At 68.6% G+C, this 17,325-nt stretch carries 17 protein-coding genes and 1 tRNA gene; 11 read left to right on the top strand and 7 right to left on the bottom strand.

Features of this window, described 5'->3' with window-relative positions; translation table 11 throughout:
• Positions 1-43 precede the first annotated feature (43 nt).
• Positions 44-865 (bottom strand): ABC transporter permease, encoded by an 822-nt coding sequence (locus tag L632_RS0114465; protein ID WP_028713253.1) that lies wholly within the window; start codon positions 863-865, stop codon positions 44-46.
• 131 nt (positions 866-996) lie between these two features.
• On the opposite strand from L632_RS0114465, the gene L632_RS0114470 reads away from it, so the two are divergent.
• The 8 genes from L632_RS0114470 to lpxK all read left to right on the top strand — a co-directional run bounded on the left by L632_RS0114470 (position 997) and on the right by lpxK (position 8,918).
• Positions 997-1,602, top strand: coding sequence for a GcrA family cell cycle regulator (locus tag L632_RS0114470; RefSeq protein WP_028713252.1), 606 nt, complete (start codon positions 997-999; stop codon positions 1,600-1,602).
• Positions 1,603-2,046, top strand: coding sequence for an NUDIX hydrolase (locus tag L632_RS23905; RefSeq protein ID WP_028717037.1), 444 nt, complete (start codon positions 1,603-1,605; stop codon positions 2,044-2,046).
• Between the two features lie 829 nt (positions 2,047-2,875).
• Positions 2,876-4,594: a methionine--tRNA ligase gene (gene metG / locus L632_RS0114485; RefSeq protein ID WP_028713251.1), complete on the top strand. Its 1,719-nt coding sequence runs from the start codon at positions 2,876-2,878 to the stop codon at positions 4,592-4,594.
• 94 nt (positions 4,595-4,688) lie between these two features.
• A complete protein-coding gene (rocF, locus tag L632_RS0114490) occupies positions 4,689-5,609 on the top strand; it encodes an arginase (RefSeq protein WP_028713250.1) in 921 nt (306 codons plus the stop codon).
• Positions 5,610-5,969: 360 nt separating this feature from the next.
• Positions 5,970-6,055 (top strand) — tRNA-Leu (locus tag L632_RS0114495).
• Positions 6,056-6,436: 381 nt separating this feature from the next.
• Entirely contained in the window at positions 6,437-6,682 is a 246-nt protein-coding gene (locus tag L632_RS0114500) for a DUF4170 domain-containing protein (RefSeq protein WP_028713249.1), read from the top strand.
• Between the two features lie 17 nt (positions 6,683-6,699).
• Positions 6,700-7,932 carry a 3-deoxy-D-manno-octulosonic acid transferase gene (locus L632_RS0114505; RefSeq protein ID WP_028713248.1) on the top strand — a complete coding sequence of 411 codons (1,233 nt, stop codon included), beginning with the start codon at positions 6,700-6,702 and terminating at the stop codon, positions 7,930-7,932.
• A complete protein-coding gene (lpxK, locus tag L632_RS0114510) occupies positions 7,929-8,918 on the top strand; it encodes a tetraacyldisaccharide 4'-kinase (RefSeq protein WP_028717038.1) in 990 nt (329 codons plus the stop codon). Before L632_RS0114505 ends, lpxK begins: the two co-directional genes overlap by 4 nt.
• A gap of 78 nt (positions 8,919-8,996) precedes the next feature.
• Here the strand turns inward: lpxK and L632_RS0114515 are convergent, their stop codons facing one another.
• Both L632_RS0114515 and L632_RS0114520 read right to left on the bottom strand, forming a co-directional pair.
• Positions 8,997-9,671, bottom strand: coding sequence for a DsbA family protein (locus L632_RS0114515; protein WP_028717039.1), 675 nt, complete (start codon positions 9,669-9,671; stop codon positions 8,997-8,999).
• Positions 9,668-10,228, bottom strand: a complete 561-nt coding sequence (locus tag L632_RS0114520) for a DUF721 domain-containing protein (protein WP_028717040.1) — start codon at positions 10,226-10,228, stop codon at positions 9,668-9,670. Before L632_RS0114520 ends, L632_RS0114515 begins: the two co-directional genes overlap by 4 nt.
• Before the next feature lie 149 nt (positions 10,229-10,377).
• Here L632_RS0114520 and L632_RS0114525 point away from each other — a divergent pair, with 149 nt between their 5' ends.
• Complete coding sequence (locus L632_RS0114525; RefSeq protein ID WP_084648116.1) at positions 10,378-11,376, top strand: A/G-specific adenine glycosylase; 999 nt, start codon at positions 10,378-10,380, stop codon at positions 11,374-11,376.
• Between the two features lie 23 nt (positions 11,377-11,399).
• Positions 11,400-12,536, top strand: coding sequence for an alkane 1-monooxygenase (locus L632_RS0114530; protein ID WP_028717042.1), 1,137 nt, complete (start codon positions 11,400-11,402; stop codon positions 12,534-12,536).
• A 118-nt stretch (positions 12,537-12,654) separates the two neighbouring features.
• Here L632_RS0114530 and L632_RS0114535 read toward each other — a convergent pair whose 3' ends face one another.
• The 4 genes from L632_RS0114535 to L632_RS0114550 form a co-directional block, all read right to left on the bottom strand.
• The gene (locus L632_RS0114535) at positions 12,655-13,785 is read right to left on the bottom strand and encodes a site-specific DNA-methyltransferase (RefSeq protein ID WP_051416248.1); all 1,131 of its coding nucleotides are present in this window, start codon (positions 13,783-13,785) and stop codon (positions 12,655-12,657) included.
• Between the two features lie 89 nt (positions 13,786-13,874).
• A complete protein-coding gene (locus tag L632_RS0114540) occupies positions 13,875-14,507 on the bottom strand; it encodes a ribonuclease HII (RefSeq protein WP_028713241.1) in 633 nt (210 codons plus the stop codon).
• A complete protein-coding gene (locus tag L632_RS0114545; RefSeq protein WP_028713240.1) occupies positions 14,504-14,983 on the bottom strand; it encodes an ureidoglycolate lyase in 480 nt (159 codons plus the stop codon). Before L632_RS0114545 ends, L632_RS0114540 begins: the two co-directional genes overlap by 4 nt.
• Before the next feature lie 57 nt (positions 14,984-15,040).
• The gene (locus tag L632_RS0114550; RefSeq protein WP_028713239.1) at positions 15,041-16,231 is read right to left on the bottom strand and encodes an MFS transporter; all 1,191 of its coding nucleotides are present in this window, start codon (positions 16,229-16,231) and stop codon (positions 15,041-15,043) included.
• Between the two features lie 268 nt (positions 16,232-16,499).
• On the opposite strand from L632_RS0114550, the gene L632_RS0114555 reads away from it, so the two are divergent.
• The gene (locus L632_RS0114555) at positions 16,500-17,249 is read left to right on the top strand and encodes a GntR family transcriptional regulator (RefSeq protein ID WP_028713238.1); all 750 of its coding nucleotides are present in this window, start codon (positions 16,500-16,502) and stop codon (positions 17,247-17,249) included.
• Positions 17,250-17,325: the final 76 nt, after the last annotated feature.

Consider the following 17,325-nt stretch of genomic DNA (forward strand, 5'->3'; position numbering starts at 1 on the left):
GCCCGTCGCATAGCGCGGATGCGCGCCCCGTGCAACGGAGATTTCAGGGCTTCATGCGGTAGCCGGTGGCCAGCCAGCGCCAGGCGGTGAACAGCACCAGCGCCACGGTCAGCGCGCAGACCGCCAGCCCGCGCAGCACCGGCGCGTCGGAAACCCCGGCGATGCCGTAGCGCGCGCCGTCGATCAGGTAGAAGATCGGGTTCCAATGCGCCAGCGCCCGGAACGGCTCGGGCAGCGCCTCGACGGAATAGAAGGTGCCCGACAGGAAGGACAGCGGCGTCACGATGAAATTGGTGATCACCGCCATCTGGTCGAATTTCTGCGCCACGATCCCGGCCAGAAGCCCCAGCCCGCCCATCAGCAGCGCGCCCAAGACCACGAAACCCAGCGCCCAGACCGGATGCGCCACCCCCTGCCCGATCACCAGCGCCATGCCGGCGGCGATGGCGGCGGCGACGATCAGCGCCCGCGTCACCGCGCCGATCAGATAGCCGGCCAGGATCTCGCCCGCCGAGAGCGGCGGCATCAGCGTGTCGACGATATTGCCCTGCATCTTGGCCGAGATGATCGACGAGGAAGTATTGGCGAAGGCGTTCTGGATCACCGTCATCATCAGGATGCCGGGTCCCAGGAAGGCCAGATAGGGCAGGCCCATCACCTCGCCGCGGTTGCGCCCCAGCGCCAGGGCAAAGACGATCACGAACAGCGCCGAGGTCATCAGCGGCGCGAAGATGGTCTGCTGCCAGACCGACATGAAGCGCATGATCTCGCGGCGGCTGAGCGTATAGAGGCCCAGCCAGTTCATCCGGCCGAAGCGGCGTACGCCCATCTGGCGGAATCCGGGGCTGGTCGGGTCGGGCTGCATCGGGGCTCCTTGAATTTGCGGGCTCGGATGGGTAAATCTGGCTATCCCCGGATTTAAGGCCGGGTCTTGCGGAATTGAAGCCACTAGCACGAAGAGCGCCGGGACGCATCCCGGTGCATGAAAGGCAAGCCATGTCCTGGACCGACGAGCGCGTCGAGACGTTGAAACGCATGTGGGCCGAGGGCCAGTCGGCCAGCCAGATCGCCAAGGAGCTGGGCGGCGTGACCCGGAACGCGGTGATCGGCAAGGTCCACCGCCTGGGCCTGTCGAATCGCACCGAGGACGGCGCGGATCCGGCGCCCGACCCCGTCGCCAAACCCGCACCCGCCGCAGCGGCGCCCGAGCCGAAGCCCGCGGCGGCGGCCCAGCCGGCGCCCGCACCCGAACCGAAGCCCGCGGCAGCCGCCGCACCCGAGCCGGTGCCCGAACCCGCGCCGCAGCCCGCCAGCTTCAACCGCCGGCCCATCGTGCCGGCCGGCCAGCCGCTGCCGCCGCAGCCCTCGGCCAACGAGATCAGCCCCGAGGCGCTGGCCTCGGTCCGCGAGGTCGAGAAGCGCGCGCGCAAGCTGACGCTGATGGAACTGACCGAGCGCACCTGCAAATGGCCGATCGGCGACCCGGCGACCGACAAGTTCTGGTTCTGCGGCCTGCCCTCGATGCCCGGCAAGCCCTATTGCGAGGCGCATGTCGGCGTGGCCTTCCAGCCGATGAGCGCCCGTCGCGACCGCAGGCGGTAGGTGGCCGGCTTTCCCCGGCTGGCCGCGCTGGCGGTGACGCTGGACGGCCGGGGCGATGCGGCCCGCGTCCTGCTGGTGCAGCGCCGAAACCCGCCCGATGCCGGGCTCTGGGGTTTTCCCGGCGGCCATGTCGAGCCCGGGGAAACCGCGCTGCAGGCCGCCGCCCGCGAGCTGGCCGAGGAAACCGGCGTCATCGCCCGGCCAAGGGCCTATATCGACAATATCGACGTGATCGAACACGGGGCCGATGGCGCCCTGCGCTTTCATTTCCTGCTGGCCGCGGTGCGCTGCGACTATGTCTCGGGCGTGCCGGTGGCGGCGGATGACGCGCTGGATGCGCGCTGGGTCTCGGTCGAGGAGATCCGCAGCGCCGCCCTGCCGCTCAGCGCGCGGGTGGCCGATACGGTGGCCAAGGCGCTGCGGCTGGAGCGGCTGGGCGGCTGACCGGCCCCCTGCCGGTCCGGCCGCGCGAAACAGGCCACCGCCTGCACCAGCAGGACCGCCAGGCCCAGTTCCAGCAATTCCTCGAACCGGTCGGCCAGCGCCCCCTGCCCGGGCTGCAGCATGATGCCGAAACCCGCCAGCTTGCGGTCCAGCCCGTCCAGCGATTTCGAGACCACCAGCAGCAGCGCCGCGCCGCCGACCAGCCAGCATGTCGTGTCGCCCGCGCGCAGGCCGCGCCACCAGCGCGGCAGGTTCAGGACCAGCAGCCGCCACCCGCAAAGCAGGATCAGAGCCACCGCCGCCGCACCGACGGCCTTTTCCCAGACCGGCGCCCCGCCGCTGTAAAGCCGCAGCTGCAGCAGCCCCTCGGTCGTGAATTGCTTGTCGAAATCCAGCTCGCGCATCGCCATCAGCAGCAGGATCGCCGGGATGTGCCAATGCCGGCGCCGCTCTCGCCCCCAGGCCAGCCAGAGCAGCGCCGGCACCACCAGCAGCAGCGCGGACAGGATCTCGATGCTGTGGTCTTCCTTGAAAATCGAGGCGACCTGCGCCTGGGTTATCAGGTCCAGGCTCAATGCCAGCAGGATCAGGCCCAGCTGGCAAGAAAGCAGGGTGGCGGGTTTCAAGGTCATCTGGCTCCTAACGCGGCTGGATGCTTGGCTGGGAAACCCGGCACGACGGCCGGCACGCGGGACGCGACCATCATGAAATCGTCACCACAACGACATAATCCGCCCGGCCCGGATGCACAACCGCGCCGGCCTTTGGGCGCTGGCCTTCACCCGATCCGGGGGCTAAACACGGGCGACGAACCTTACAGGATCCGCATATGGCCCGGCACCTCATCACCTCGGCGATCCCTTACATCAACGGGATCAAGCACCTCGGCAATCTCGTCGGCTCGCAGCTTCCGGCGGATCTCTATGCCCGCTACCTGCGGGGCCGCGAGCACGAGGTGATGTTCATCTGCGCCACGGACGAGCACGGCACCCCCGCCGAGCTTGCCGCCGCCAAGGCCGGCAAGCCGATAGCCGTCTATTGCGCCGAGATGCACGAGATCCAGGCGGAAATCGCCCGCAATTTCGGCCTGTCCTTCGACCATTTCGGCCGGTCGTCCAGCGAACGCAACCACGTGCTGACCCAGCATTTCGCCGGCAAGCTGGACGAGAACGGCTATATCGCCGAGGTCGAGGAGCGGCAGGTCTATTCCATCGACGACGGCCGGTTCCTGCCCGACCGCTATATCGAGGGCACCTGCCCCAACTGCGGCTATGACAAGGCGCGCGGCGACCAGTGCGAGAACTGCACCAAGCAGCTCGACCCGACCGACCTGATCGAGCCGCGCTCGGCCATTTCCGGCTCGACCAATCTGGAAGTGCGGGCGACCAAGCACCTCTACCTGCGCCAGCGGGCGCTGAAGGACCAGATCGCCGCCTGGATCGACAGCAAGACCGACTGGCCGATCCTGACCACCTCGATCGCCAAGAAATGGCTGAACGACGGCGACGGGCTGCAGGATCGCGGCATCACCCGCGACCTCGACTGGGGCATCCCGGTGAAAAAGGGCGACAAGCCCTGGCCGGGGATGGAGGGCAAGGTCTTCTACGTCTGGTTCGACGCGCCCATCGAATATATCGCCGCCACCGCCGAGGGCGCCGACAAGCGCGGCGAACCCGACAGCGCCTGGCGCCGCTGGTGGCGCCTGGACGAGGGCGCCGAGGACGTGACCTATACCCAGTTCATGGGCAAGGACAACGTGCCCTTCCACACGCTTTCCTTCCCGGCCACGATCATCGGCTCGGGCGAGCCCTGGAAACTGGTCGATTACATCAAGAGCTTCAACTACCTGACCTATGACGGCGGGCAGTTCTCGACCAGCCAGGGGCGTGGCGTGTTCATGGATCAGGCGCTGTCGATCCTGCCCGCCGATTACTGGCGCTGGTGGCTGTTGTCGCACGCTCCCGAATCCGGCGACAGCGAGTTCACCTGGGACAATTTCCAGCAATCGGTGAACAAGGACCTGGCCGACGTGCTGGGCAATTTCGTCAGCCGGATCACCAAGTTCTGCCGCAGCAAGTTCGGCGAGGCCATCCCCGAGGGCGGCAGCTACGGCCCCGAGGAAGAGGCGCTGGTCGAGGCGCTGACCACCCGCATCCGCGCCTATGAGGGCTTCATGGACCATGTCGAGGTCCGCAAGGCGGCGGCGGAACTGCGGGCGATCTGGGTTCTGGGCAACGAATACCTGCAATCGGCCGCGCCCTGGTCCACCTTCAAGACCGACCCGGACAAGGCGGCGATGCAGGTCCGGCTGGGGCTGAACCTGATCCGGCTTTATGCCGTTCTGTCCTCGCCCTTCATCCCCTTCGCGGCGGATGCGATGCTGGCGGCGATGCAAAGCCAGGACCGGGCCTGGCCCGACGATGTCCGCACCGCCCTGCAGGCGCTGCCCGCCGGCCACGCCTTCACCGTGCCGGAGGTGCTGTTCGCCAAGATCAGCGACGAGCAACGCGACGAATGGCAGGACCGCTTCAAGGGCATCCGCGGCTGATGCGGGGCTTGCGCCGCTGACGCGGGCGGTGGACTTCCGCCGCCGGGCAAGGGCATGATCGCGAACATCCCGACCGACAAGCGCAGAGGCCAACATGACCCATTGCATCCTGATCGGCGCCCCGGTGGACGAGGGCCAGCGGCGGCCCGGCTGCCTGATGGGCCCCGCCGCCTATCGCGTGGCCGGGCTGGCCTCGACCCTGACCGCGCTGGGGCACACGGTCGAGGATCGCGGCGATCTGTGCCCCGCCCCCGGCCGCGGCCAGAGCTGCCCCAACGCCGCCGTGCATCACTTGCCCGAGATCATCGCCTGGACCGAGGCCCTGCGCGCCGCCGGCTGTGCGGCGATGGAGGAAGGCCTGCCGATCTTTCTGGGCGGCGACCATGCGCTGGCGCTTGGCACGCTGGCCGGGGTGGCCGCACATGCCCATGCGGCGGGCCGGCCGCAATTCGTGCTGTGGCTGGACGCGCATAGCGATTTCCACACCGTCGAGACCACCCAATCGGGCAACCTGCACGGCACGCCCCTGGCCTATGCCTCGGGCCGGGCGGGCTTCGACGCCTTCCCCGCCTTTCCGGCGCCGATTCCGGGCCGGAACATCTGCATGTTCGGCATCCGCAGCGTGGACGCCGCCGAATCCGCCGCGCTGCGCGAGACCGAGATCGTCGTGAACGACATGCGCGTGCTGGACGAGCGCGGCATCGTCGCGCCGCTGCGCGAATTCCTCGACCGGGTGCGGGAGGAGAAAGGGCTGCTGCATGTGTCGCTGGACGTCGATTTCCTCGACCCTTCGATCGCGCCGGCCGTCGGCACCACCGTCCCCGGCGGCACCACCTTCCGCGAGGCGCATCTGGTCTGCGAACTGCTGCACGAAAGCGGGCTGATGACCTCGCTGGACCTGGTCGAGCTGAACCCGTTCCTGGACGAGCGCGGCCGCACCGCCAAGCTGATGGTCGATCTGGTCGGCTCGCTGATGGGACGCAAGGTCTTCGACCGGCCGACGCGCAGTTACTGAAAGAGCCGTCACCCGAACCCCGGCGCGCAAGGGACATCCGGCCGGCGGTCCGAGGATTTTCCGGAACGCGTCAGGCCGCCCTGCCGGCAGCCGGCGGCCCGTCATGGGCAGGACGCGGCAGCCGGCCAGCCGCCCTGCCGCACGCTTCGCGGCGCCCTCGCCGCGGTATGCGCCACCAACTTGCCCAGCGGCAAAGCGTCGCTGCGAATATCCCGAGCCGCAATCTCGCGCATTCCGCATCACCCGCAGCCGATTGAAAAGCCCATCCCACACGATCCCGTCGGCTGCAGCTTTGCCCCATCCGGAACCCTTCAGCCGAGGCTTGCCAATCCCCGCCGCGCCCGCTAGCCAATCCCCGGCGCGGGCGTGGCGGAATGGTAGACGCATGGGACTTAAACTCCCTGGGGCGCAAGCCTGTGCGGGTTCGAGTCCCGCCGCCCGCACCAGATCCATGCGCCCCCGGCAGCGATATAAGCACGACATGCATGCCACCCCTTCCGGCCAGGATCCCGGCTGCGGCACCGGCCTTCAGCCACGAAGCACCCGGCGCGGCATGCCGTGACCGCAGGCGGCCACCTTTCGATGCCCGCCCGCGATCCCAGAAAGAGGGCAAGAGAAGGCGCACCGGTTCACCTGCCCTCGCCGCCCGAAGAACCCTTACCACCACGCTTGGATCGTCCGGGGGCCTTCCCTCTATCGGCATCTTTCCTTACTTCGCCGGCCGATTCGCCGCAAATGTCAACCAGGACCGATTTTAAACAAATCACCTTGGTTCCCCTGCCCGGCTCGGCTAGGTTCGCGCCGGAATCCGAACCCAGGAGAACACGATGGCACAGCGCCTTCACCTCGTTTTCGGCGGCGAGCTTGTCGACCCCACCCGCACCGAATTCCGCGATACCAAGGACATCCATATCGTCGGAATCTTCCCGAACTACGCCGAGGCTCATGCCGCCTGGAAATCCGAAGCGCAGCGCACCGTCGACAGCGCCCATACCCGCTATTTCATCGCCCATCTGCACCGGCTGCGCGACGAAGAGCAGGAGGTGAGCGCGACCGAGGAACTGGGCGGCTAGATCCCCCGCGAATCGCGATGCTTCCCTCGCAGGCGACCGCATCCCTGGCGCTCTGGCTGCATCTGCGCCGCCGCGCCGCGCTGGCCGAAGGGCGGGGCGAGCCCATCGCCGTCCCGGCGGGCGAAGGCCCGCTGCTGATGGTGCATCTGTCCGAGAATGCCGAGGATCCGCCGCAGCTTGGCCCGTTGATCGGGGCGCTGCTGGCGCGGCGGCCGGGGCTGCGCTGCGCCTTTACCGGCGCGCCGCCGCCTCCCGGTTCGCTGCCCGCCGGCCTGCGGGCGGCCGCCCTGCCCCGGCCGCGCGATCCCGCCGCCGTGCGCGAGGTGATCGGGGCGCTGCAGCCGCGCGCGCTGCTGATCCTCGGCGACCAGCTTCCGGCCTCGCTCATCTCGGGCATGGCCGATGCGGGGCTGCCGGTGATCCTGTGCGAGGCGCGGCTGGTCGCCTATACCCGGCGCGGCTCGTGGCGCGGGGCGATCAATCGCGGGCTGATGCGCAGGATCACCCGCATCCTCGCCCCCGACCTGACCGCCGGCGCCGCCGCCCGCCAGCTTGGCGCCCCCCCGGACCGGATCGAGCTGACCGGCCCGATCACCGAGACCCGGCCGCCGCTTTGCGCCAACGAGGCCGAGCGGCGCGCCCTGGCGCAGATCCTCGCGGGCCGTCACGTCTGGCTCGCGGCCTGCCCCACCCTGCCCGAGGCCAAGGCCGCCCTGGCCGCGCATCAGGCGGCGCTGCATCACAACCACCGCGCGCTGCTGATCCTGGCCGGGCTGCCGGCCGACACCCTCGCCGCGGTCCTGACCGAGGTCGAGGAACTCGGCCTGGCCGCGGTGCTGCGTTCCGAGGACAGCGACCCTTCCTCCGACGATCACGTCCTGATCGCCGAGGACACGCATGAGATGGGGCTTTGGTATCGGCTGGCGCCGGTCTGCTTCATGGGCGGCACGCTGCTGCCCGGTCCGGGCCTCGCGCCGCGCCATCCGTTCGAACCGGCGGCGCTTGGCTCGGCAGTCATCCACGGCCCGGTGATCGAGGCGCATGGCCCGGAATGGGTGCAGCTGGACGGCGCCTCGGCGGCACGGCTGGTCACCGACGCCGCGGGGCTGACGCGGGCGGTGGCCGATCTGTCGGCGCCCGATCAGGCGGCGATGCTGGCCGGCAACGCCTGGTCGGTCAGCACCGGCGGCGCCGCGGTGCTGCGCCGCATCGCCGATACCGTCATCGAGGCGATGGAGAACCCGCAATGAGCCGCCGCGCCCCCGATTTCTGGTTCCGCCCGCCCGGGCTGCCCGCCCGCCTGCTGGCGCCGCTGGGCGGGCTCTACGCCGCCGCCACCGCCCGGCGCCTGGCGCGCGGCCCGCGGCTGCGGCCGGGCGTGCCGGTGATCTGCGTCGGCAACCTGAACGCCGGCGGCACCGGCAAGACCCCGACCGCGATCATGCTGGCCCAGCTGCTGCAGGCGCGCGGCGTGGCGGTGCATATCGTCTCGCGCGGCTATGGCGGCCGCGAGAAAGGCCCGCTGCGGGTCGAGGAATCGCGCCACAAGGCTGCCGAGGTCGGGGACGAACCGCTGCTGATGGCGGCCTTCGCCCCGGTCTGGGTCGCGGATGACCGCCAGGCGGGGGCACGGACGGCGGTCAAGGCCGGGGCGCAGGCGATCCTGCTCGACGACGGCTTCCAGGACCCGGCGCTGGCGCATGACCTGTCGCTGGTCGTGGTCGATGCGGCCAGGGGTTTCGGCAACGGCTTCTGCCTGCCCGCCGGGCCGCTGCGCGAGCCGGTGGATCGCGGCCTTGCCCGCGCCGACCTGCTGCTTTCGATCGGCGACGGCGCGGCCCAGGCGCGTTTCGCCGCCGCCTGGGGACCGCGGCTGGGGCTGCCGCACCTGACCGGCCATCTCGCACCGCTGCAGACCGGCATGGACTGGCAGGGCCTGCGCGTGCTGGCCTTTGCCGGCATCGGCCATCCCGAGAAATTCTTCGCCACCCTGCGCGGCCTCGGCGCCGAGGTGGTCCGCGCCGAGGCGCTGGAGGATCACCAGCCCTTCACCCCGCAACTGCTGACCCGCCTCCAGACCGAATCGCGGCTGCTGGGCGCGCAGATGGTGACGACGGAAAAGGATGCCGCGCGGCTGCCGCGCCGCTTCCGGCCCGGGGTGCTGACCCTGCCGGTGCGGCTGCAGCTGGACGACCCGGCGCCGCTGACCCGGCGGCTGGAGACGCTGGGATTGTGAAAGGCCCCGGCAAGATCCGGGGCCTTCCGCTTTCATCGTTTCCCAAATACTCCGGCAGCCGCGCCGCCGGACCGGCGTTCAGCCTTCCTCGGCCAGCTTGGCGTCGATGATCTTCTTCAGATCGTCCCAAGGCTGGTTCTGGACCTTCTCGCCGGCGATGATGAAGGTGGGCGTGCCCTCGATCTGGTCGGCGGTGGCATGGGTCTGGAAGGTGGTGACCAGATCCGCGACCTTCTGCGTATCGTTCCAGCAGGCATCCATCTGCTCGCCGGTCATCCCGGCCTTGGCGCCGATCTTGCGCAGGTTGGCGGCGATCTCGTCGCCGGATTTGGCGTTCAGCCAGTTCTTCTGGTCGTCGAAGATCAGGTCGGACACGGCGTAGTATTTCTCGTCCCCGCCACAGCGCGCCAGGATGCCGGCCCACAGGCCGACGGCGTCGAAATAGACGTCGCGCTGGATGAACTTCACCTTGCCGGTATCGATATATTCGGCCTTCAGCTTGGGCAGGTTCTGGTCGTGGAAGGCCGCGCAATGGTTGCAGGTGAAGCTGGCATATTCGATGATGGTGACCGGAGCATCGGCCGCGCCCAGGGCGATGTCGGGCAGGACCTTGCCCTCGGGCATCTGCTCGGCGGCCTGGGCGTTTCCGGCGGCGTTGTCGGCGGGTTCCGCCTCTTGCGCCAGCGCCGGCAGCGCAGAGACGGTCAGCGCGGCCGTGGCGGCGGCGATCAGAGAGCGGCGAAGCAGCATCATGGATTGGCCTTTCGGTCGTTGGCGTCCCGGCGGGACAGGATGTTCAGCGCCAGCCGCCGCATGGCGTCGGAAAGCGCGGGATTGTCGAAGCCCGAGGCGATGTCCTCGGCCTGGGCGATCTTCTGCGGATCGGGCGCGGCGGCGCGGCGCGGCGCGGCGGCGAACTCGGCCTGGCCTTCCGCAAAGCCTCCCTCACCTTCCGCGAAACCCACGGGCGCGGTCTGGGTCAGCAGGATGCGCGAGACGGCGTTGAAGCCGTAGCAGGCATTCACCCGCGCGCGGATCTGGTCCAGCTGCATGACGACCAGCGGCGCATGCGCGCCCGGCACCAGCAGCGTCAGCGTGGCGCCGAACCCCTTGCCGTGGCTGATCCGGACCGGGCGGGTATGGGCGGCAAGCTCGGGGCCGACCACCTCCTGCCAATGCGTCAGCAGCCGGGCCACGGCGAAGCCCCGCCCCTCGCCCACGGCCTTCACCCGCTGCGCAACCAGCTGCGCCGCGGCCTCGAAGCCGCGCATGCGGCGGCGGGGCTGGGTCTCGGGTTTCTTCTGGGCCATCGGGCGACCATATGGTTTATCTGCGCCGCAGTCTGGACCGCGGCGCGCCCGGATGCCAGAGAGACGCGGCTGAATGAGGCTGAAAATTGCGTGACCCGAAGGTGATCCCCACCGAGCTGCTGGCCTGGTACGACCGCCATGCCCGCGCCATGCCCTGGCGCGTGCCGCCCGGGCAGGGCCGCGCCGATCCTTATCGCGTCTGGCTGTCCGAGGTCATGCTGCAACAGACCACCGTCGCGGCGGTGAAGGCCTATTTCGAACGCTTCACCAGCCTCTGGCCCACGGTCCACGACCTCGCCGCGGCCGAGGATGCGCAGGTGATGGCCGAATGGGCGGGGCTCGGCTATTACGCCCGCGCCCGCAACCTGGTGGCCTGTGCCCGCGAGGTCGCCGCCATGGGCGCATTCCCCGACACGCGCGAGGGGTTGGCGGCGCTGCCCGGCATCGGCGCCTATACCTCGGCCGCCATCGCCGCCATCGCCTTCGACCGGCCCGAGACGGTGGTGGACGGCAATGTCGAGCGCGTCGTGGCCCGGCTTTTCGCGGTCGGAACGCCGCTGCCCGCCGCCAAGCCGGAACTGGTGGCGCTGGCCACCCGGCTGACGCCCGCCGAGCGGCCGGGGGATTTCGCCCAGGCGATGATGGACCTGGGCGCGACGATCTGCACGCCGCGCAGCCCGGCCTGCGGCATCTGCCCGATCATCGACCATTGCGCCGCCCGCGCCCAGGGCATCGCCGCCGAACTGCCGCGCAAGACGCCGAAGAAACCCAAGCCGCTGCGCCGGGGCACGGTCTGGATCGGCTTTGCCGAGGGCGCGGTGCTGGTCGAGACCCGGCCGGACAAGGGCCTGCTGGGCGGCACGCTGGCCTTTCCCTCGACCGGCTGGGACGGCTCGCACCACCCGCCGCCCGCCCCCGCCGACTGGCAGGAGATCGGCCTCGTCCGCCATGTCTTCACCCATTTCGCGCTGGACCTGACGGTGATGAGCGCCCGCTTGACCGCGGCGCCGGAACGCGGCAGCCTGACCCCGCTTGGCGCCTTCCGCCCCAGCGCCCTGCCGGGGCTGATGCGCAAGGCCTGGTCCCTCGCCAAGGACCGTCCCGAAACAGCCCGCCCCGCGACATCGCGTCGCCATGGCAAGCCATAGCAAAACCCGTCATAGTTGCGCCCATGCAAACCGCGTTCCGCGCCCGCCTGATCGACGCCCTGCCCTTCTGGCTTTCCCTGGGCATGGTGCCGCTGGCCCTGCTTGCCGCGACACTGGGCGGCTGGTGGTTCGCGCTGATGCCGCTTTATGCCTGGTATCTGATGACCATGCTGGACGCGGTGCTGGGCCTGAACGAGGAGAACCCCGACACCGAGACGCCGGAATCGCAGCTGATCTGGTATCGCGCCATCACCGTGATCTGGTTCCCGATCCAGGCGGTAATGATCTTCGGCGGCATCTGGTATGCCGCCCGCAGCGCGCTTTCCGGCTGGGAAAAGCTCGGCCTGTTCTTCGGCATCGGCGTCGCCTCAGGCACCATCGGCATCGTCTATGCCCATGAACTGCTGCATCAGAGAAACAAGCTGGAACGCTGGCTGGGCGACCTGCTGCTGGCCTCGACGCTCTATTCGCATTTCCGCACCGAGCACCTGCTGGTGCATCATTCCTGGGTGGCGACGCCGCGCGACGCGGTCTCGGCCCGCTACAACGAGGGCTTCTTCCGCTTCTTCCTGCGCGTGCTGATCGAGTGCCCGAAAAGCGCCTGGGCGGCCGAGACGCGGCGGCTGACCCGCTCGGGCCGCTCGAAATTCGACCGCCGCAACCCGTTCTGGCGCTACGCCGCGCTGCAGCTGGCCATGCTGGCGCTGGCCCTCATCCTCGGCGGCTGGCAGGGGCTGCTGCTCTTCCTCTGGCAGGCCTTCGTCGCCGTCTGGCAGCTCGAACTGACCAATTACGTCGAGCATTACGGCCTGACCCGCAAGCATCTGGGCGAGGGGCGCTATGAACATGTTCTGCCGCGGCACAGCTGGAATTCCTCGCATACCGCGACCAACTGGCTGCTGATCAACCTGCAGCGCCATTCCGACCATCACTACAAGCCCGACCGGCGCTTTCCGCTGCTGCAGACCTATTCCGACGAAGAGGCGCCGCAGCTGCCGATGGGCTATCCGGCGATGACCTTCCTCGCCATGGTGCCGCCCCTGTGGCGGCGGCGGATGAACCCGCGCGTCCGGGCCTGGCGGCGGCAGTTCTATCCCGAGATCACCGATTGGCAGCCCTATAACCGCGGCACGCTGCCGATGCCGCGCGGGGCGCTGTAATTTCCGCAACCCGACCGAAAAAGCCAAAAGGCCCCGCCCGGCGCAGGGCCGAACGGGGCAAGGCGGTCCCGGCCGCGCCAGAGCTCGCGGAGCTTCGGGACTTGGCGAAACCGGGAAATCAGTGGGCGCGGCCCTCTTCGGCCTCCATCTCGGCGCGGATCTGCTGGCGCAGGATGTCGATGGGCACCATCCGCCCCTCGCGCCGGAAATGCCAATAGGTCCAGCCGTTGCAGCTGGGCGCCCCCTCCAGCGCCGCGCCGACCTGGTGGATCGAGCCCTTCACGTCATTGCCGATCAGGCTGCCATCGGCGCGCACCTTGGCCTTGTGGCGGTTGTTCATCGAATAAAGCTCCTCGCCCGGGCGCAGCATGCCGCGCTCGACCACCTGGCCGAAGGGCACGCGCGGCTCGGCGCGCTTGGGCTTGATGGTGGCAATGGCCTCGCTGTCGAACTTGCGGATGCGGGCCAGCCGCTTCTCGGCCACCTCGCGATAGGCGGCTTCGCGCTCGATGCCGATGAAATCGCGGCCCAGCATCTTGGCCACGGCGCCGGTGGTGCCGGTGCCGAAGAACGGGTCCAGCACCACGTCGCCGGGATTCGTGGACCCGACCAGGATGCGATGCAGCAGCGCCTCGGGTTTCTGAGTCGGATGCGCCTTGGCGCCGCCGGCATCCTTCAGCCGCTCGCCTCCGGTGCAGATCGGCAGCACCCAATCGCTGCGCATCTGCACGCCCTCGTTCAGCGATTTCAGCGCCTCGTAGTTGAAGGTGTATTTCGCGCCCTCGGACTTGCTGGCCCAGATCATCGTCTCATGCGCGTTGGTCAGCCGCTTGCCGCGGAAATTCGGCATCGGATTGGCCTTGCGCCAGACCACGTCGTTCAGGATCCAGAAACCCTGGTTCTGCAGCTCCGCGCCGACGCGGAAAATGTTGTGATAGGACCCGATCACCCAGATCGCCCCATCGGGCTTGAGGATGCGGCGCGCGGCGGCCAGCCAGTCGCGGGTAAAGCGGTCATAGGCGGCAAAGCCGGAAAACTGGTCCCAATGGTCGTCCACCGCATCGACGCGGCTGTTGTCGGGCCGGTGCAGCTCGCCCTTGAGTTGCAGGTTATAGGGCGGGTCGGCAAAGATCAGATCGACGCTGGCCTCGGGCAGCGCGTTCATGACCTCGATGCAGTCACCGGCCAGAATCTGGTTAAGCGGAAGGGTTCGCGCCACGGCGCGGGATTTGGTGTCAGGTTTCGTCATCACTGCCTCGGGGGTTCGGCTATTGGGTTGCCGATTTGCTGGGGCCGATAATGAGTCAGAGCCGATTCGCCGTCAAATTCTTTTTCGAATCAAAAGCTTGTGGTTTCTTCTTTACACAAGATATTGTGGACGGGCGCGAAGCTGCGCCTATGATATGGGGTTACGCCCAGATCTAGCAGCGCCTGGCGATGCGCCGCAGTCGCATAACCGGCATTCGCCTCCCAGCCATATCCGGGGTGCTGTTGCGCCAAATCCACCATGATGCGATCGCGCAACAGTTTCGCCACGATCGAGGCCGCGGCGATGGACAGGCAGCGCCCGTCGCCGCCCACCACCGCCTGCCCCGGCAGGTCCAGATCGCGCGGCAGCATGTTGCCGTCGATCAACACCAGGCAGGGCCGCCGGCGCAGCCCGGCAATGGCCCGGCACATCGCCAGATGCGAGGCGCGCAGGATGTTCAGCCGGTCGATCTCCTCGACGCTGGCATGGCCGACGGCCCAGTCGCAGCGCGCCATGATCAGTTCGGCCAGCGCCTCGCGGCGCCTGGCGGTCAGCTTCTTCGAATCGTTCAGCCCCTCGGGAATGCAGGCGACATCCAGAATCACCGCCGCCGCCGTCACCGGCCCGGCCAGCGGCCCGCGCCCGACCTCGTCCACGCCGGCGACGAAGCGCGCGCCGCCGCGCAGCGCCGCCTCCTCGAAGGAATAGTCGGGCAGGCTCATGCCTCGACGGTGACGGGGGCGATCTCGACCTCTTCCAGGTTCACGCCCTCGCCCTCGCGGTCCACGACCAGGAAATCGGCCGGCCGGTCCAGCGGCGTCAGCACGCCATGCCAGACCCCGGCGCGCAGGTTCACCCCCATGCCGGCCGGCACCAGGAAGGCGACCGGCGCGCCCGGCCGCCCGCCCTCGTCCGGGGCCACGATCGACAGCCAGGGATCGGGTCCCAGCGGCACGAAGGCCTGCGAGCCCAGGGGATGGCGCTCCAGCAGCGTGCAGTCATAGGGCAGGCTGACCGGCTCGGAACGGAAGATCGAGATGATCGCCTCGCCGCCGCCGCGCTCGACCGTGGCCAGCGCGTGATGCCGCTCGCACCGCCCGGCATTGATCATCTTCGAGGGCCGCTCGCGCGGGGTCAGCAGTTCTCCGAAAGGGGCGAATGCCTCGGCGGTGATCGGCCTTGCCTTGATCGTCGTCATGTTTCTTTCTTGTCCAAATATCCCGGGGGTCCGGGGGCAGCGCCCCCGGTCCGGCAGCTACAACCGCTCCATCCGCGGCAGGAAGATGGTCAACAGCCCCATCAGCGGCAGATAAGAACAGATCCGGTAGACGAATTCGATCCCCTTCGCATCCGCCACCACGCCCAGAACCGCGGCGGCGATGCCACCCATGCCGAAGGCGAAGCCGAAGAAGATGCCGGCGATCATGCCGGTCCGTCCCGGCACCAGCTCCTGCGCAAAGACCACGATGGCCGGAAAGGCCGAGGCGAGAATCAGCCCGATCACCACGGTCAGCCCCCCGGTCGCGACCAGTCCCACATGCGGCAGCGCCAGCGTAAAGGGCAGGATGCCAAGGATCGAGAACCAGATCACCTTCAGCGGCCCGACGCGGTCGCCGATCAGCCCGCCCAGCATGACCCCCGCCGCCATGCCGCCCAGGAACAGGAACAGCATCACCTGCGCGTGCTGGGTGCTCAGCCCGAACTTCTCGATCAGGAAGAAGGTGTAATAGCTTGAAATGCTGGCGGTATAGATGTTCTTGGTGAAGGTCAGCAAAGCCAGCACGACGATGGCCACCGCCACCCGGCGGCGCGAAAAGGCCGAAGGCCCCGCGACGCGGGTCCCGGCGGCCTTGCGCCGCCCCTCGGCCCAGCTGCCGACGCGCCACAGCACCGCCGAGCCCAGCATGGCCGCGATCGAGAAGATCGCCACCGAAGGCCGCCCCAGCGGCACCACGATGAAGGCCGCCAGCAGCGGCCCCAGCGCCTGGCCGAAATTGCCGCCCAGCTGGAACAGCGATTGCGCGGTGCCGAATTTCCCGCCCGAGGCGATGCGCGCCACCCGCGAGCTTTCGGGATGGAACACCGCCGAGCCGATGCCGATCAGCATCGCCCCCGACAGCAGCACCCAGTATTCATGCGCCAGCGCCAGCAGCAGCACGCCGATGACGGTCGCGCCCATGCCCACGGCCAGCGAGCGCGGCATCGGGTTGCGGTCGGTCACCATGCCGACCACCGGCTGCAGCAGCGAGGCGGTGACCTGGAAGGCAAAGGTCATCATGCCGATCTGCCAATAGGACAGCCTGAATTCCTCGCGCAGCAGCGGATAGATCGCCGCCAGCATGGATTGCATGATGTCGTTGATCATGTGGCACAGGCTGATCGCGACCAGCACCGTCCAGGCGGTGGCGAAGACGCCTTGGCCGCGGAATGTCGTGGCTTCCGACACGGGGCTCACCTCTCGAGAATCGCCCGTTTTTCACGTCCGGCCGCCGGAATGTCAACCTGTGCAGGCGGATCCTGGCCTGCGACAGGAATAGCCCTTGACCCTCGCGGGAATTTGCAATCAAAAACTAAACTGAAGAGTTTACCTAAGTTCCACGATCGGGCAGACCTGCCGCCCGGGTTCACCGCCCCTGTTCTCGGCGATGCCGGTTTCGATCGACGATAGCGAGTTTTTCTGCCGCAACCTCGACGCAAAGACATAAATTTTAGACATGATTGAGCTTCCCAGCCATGTGGCGCAGGCCCTCTCGGCAGAGCTGCAAGAGCGCAAGCGGCGGAACATGACCTGGCAAGCCGTCCAGGAAGAGGTGCTGACGCGCATCCATAACGGCAACTGGCCGGAGGGAGAGCTGATCCCCACCGAGGCCGAGCTGGCGACCGAATTCGGCTGCGCCCGTGCGACGGTGAACCGGGCGCTGCAGACCCTTGCCCAAAGTGGGGTCCTGGAACGCCGGCGCAAGGTCGGCACCCGCGTCGCGCAGCATCCGCGCGTCCAGATGGTGCGGTTCCTGCTGCGGCGCGAGATCGAGGCCTCGGGCAAGATCTACGGCTACCGGCTGCTGGACTGGCAGGAATGCGCCCCCCCGGCGGATGTGGCGCAATCCATGCTGCTGCGCACCGATGACAGCCTGATGCGGGTCCAGGCCCGGTTCACCGCCGACGCGGCGCCCTATTGCTGCGAAGAACGCTGGATCAACTATTACGCCACGCCCGGCCTGACGCGCGAGGCTCTGACGCAGATGAGCCCCTGCGAATGGCTGCTTGGCCATGTGCCGATCAACCGCGGCAGCATGGCGATCGGCGCCACCCAGGCCAGCCCGGGCTTCACCGCCGAGGCGCTGGACGTGACGGCGGGCGATCCGGTGCTGCTGGTCGAGCGGATCGACTGGCTGAACAACATGCCGGTCTCGCTGACGCGGCGGTATTTCCCCCAGCATCACCGCTTCGCCGCCACGATCTGAAGGGCGCGTTCAACCCGAGTTGACCAGCCCCTGCTTGCCATGGCCGGCACATTTGGCCAAATGTGCGGGACAAAAC

It is taken from the genome of Paracoccus sp. J39 (genome assembly GCF_000518925.1).
In the GTDB taxonomy this organism is placed as follows: Bacteria; Pseudomonadota; Alphaproteobacteria; order Rhodobacterales; family Rhodobacteraceae; genus Paracoccus.